We start from the raw sequence: 1,560 nt of genomic DNA, 5'->3' as shown, positions 1-1,560 counted from the left end.
TCAAAGTCATGTTATTACGCAGCCTTCACCATTAAAGGACATCATATGCTGTTTGTATGGGGAAGGACTATAAACAATATCGTAAAACGGGCTAAGTTGCCATTTACCATCATCACCACATAAAAAAGCCCAATTTTTAGTATGATCGTCTTGGTTAACAGTTAAAAAATTAAATAGTGCGCGATCTAATACTGCTTTTGCGGCTGCTGTACCACACAATATATTGGCGACTTTTATTAAATCAACATAATCTAGGCTAGGTTCTCTAAAGCTGGCATCAAGCAAACCACATGCTGAATGCATATGTATTTTACCGTGTTCAGTACAGTCAAAGCGTTTTTGCCTTAACCAGTGTGTACCATCACCCACGTTGATTAATTTAAATTCTGGGACTTCTATTTGCGCGTCTTTCGCCATTTCCATATAGGCTGCTTCGACTAAGGATTCGTTATGTCCTAGGTCGAATTTTTCTGAGGTGAACTTTACTAACCATTTTTCGCCAGACGCGTTTATATCTGTGGTTATTAAATTGTTGTTGATTGTAATATTTAGTTTAGGTCTTGCACCGCCTGATCCTGCTCCAGTGGCAAGTTGTGCTACCATTTGAGATTCATCACCTTCAAATTCTTTTATCGCTTCTTTACCTAGTTCAATTATTGTTGATTTAGGGTTATGCTCATTTTCATGGCTTTGCGGTTCAAAACTCATTGAGCCAGAGCATCTATCTCCTACATATGCCAAGCGCTCTAATACAGATACTGTTCCAGGAGCAATTCCATTTTGCCTAAATACGCGATCCATTAAATACAAACCCCAGCCATCAGGTAAGCTATCGCCAAAAACTCCGTGAACGCCATAATGTGGCTGTCGTGGTGCTTTTTGTAGTTCATCATTAAATTCTAGTGTGAAAGGTGATAAATTCGAATGCTGGGATAAATATTCAGCGTTATATTGAAAATAACTTCCTGATGAATTTTCAGCTAAAATTCCAACATCAATTTTTTTACCATCGCTTAGTGTGCGTTTTACGTATAGAGGGCTATTTAGCATTGAGTACATCCTCTATTGAGTTTGGTGAATTAGGTTCATCTTTGGTCAAATTATGGAGCTTAGTTAACATCATGAGTTTGTCGGCAAGTAATAAAAATTGGCGGAAAGAAATTTCACCAGTAGTTTCAAACTTTTTGATTGTTGAAGTAGGTACACCAGAGTACTCAGATAAAACATCACGGGACCATTTTTTTTGTTTGCGTAAGCGCTTTAATTTTTCTGCAAAAGCAAGTTGTGTATCATATGGGCTATTTATATTTAATTTAAAGTTCATAGCGGTGTGTTCTTGGACTCTATAGTATCTATTCTAGCATTAAAATCACAATAAAGGCTATTATAGAGTCCTTTTGTGTTAGTGCTGGGCGCTGTAGGCAATGCGCTCCGAATTACTCTTACAATATTCTAGATATAAAAATCCCGCCTACGGGCACGCTCCGGGCATTATTATTTAGTTTACGTGTTTTTTGTAGGTTTGGCTTCAGTTTTAGTTTTAAAACAGTACGCCTGAAG

At 37.5% G+C, this 1,560-nt stretch carries 2 protein-coding genes; both read right to left on the bottom strand.

What is annotated here, in order from left to right; translation table 11 throughout:
• Positions 1–6 precede the first annotated feature (6 nt).
• Positions 7–1,050: a type II toxin-antitoxin system HipA family toxin gene (locus tag CJF42_RS25960; RefSeq protein WP_095369366.1), complete on the bottom strand. Its 1,044-nt coding sequence runs from the start codon at positions 1,048–1,050 to the stop codon at positions 7–9.
• A complete protein-coding gene (locus CJF42_RS25955; RefSeq protein WP_095369365.1) occupies positions 1,040–1,324 on the bottom strand; it encodes a helix-turn-helix domain-containing protein in 285 nt (94 codons plus the stop codon). The genes CJF42_RS25960 and CJF42_RS25955 overlap by 11 nt, the downstream gene beginning before the upstream one ends.
• Between the last annotated feature and the right edge of the window lie 236 nt (positions 1,325–1,560).

It is taken from the genome of Pseudoalteromonas sp. NBT06-2 (assembly GCF_002276045.1).
Taxonomy (GTDB): domain Bacteria; phylum Pseudomonadota; class Gammaproteobacteria; order Enterobacterales; family Alteromonadaceae; genus Pseudoalteromonas.
This window is presented reverse-complemented; position numbering and strand designations above follow the sequence as displayed.

What these genes read in the sequence shown, in the direction of transcription:
- CJF42_RS25960 (WP_095369366.1), bottom strand. Translation starts at nt 1,050, where the DNA reads ATGCTAAATAGCCCTCTATACGTAAAACGCACACTAAGCGATGGTAAA.
- CJF42_RS25955 (WP_095369365.1), bottom strand. Translation starts at nt 1,324, where the DNA reads ATGAACTTTAAATTAAATATAAATAGCCCATATGATACACAACTTGCT.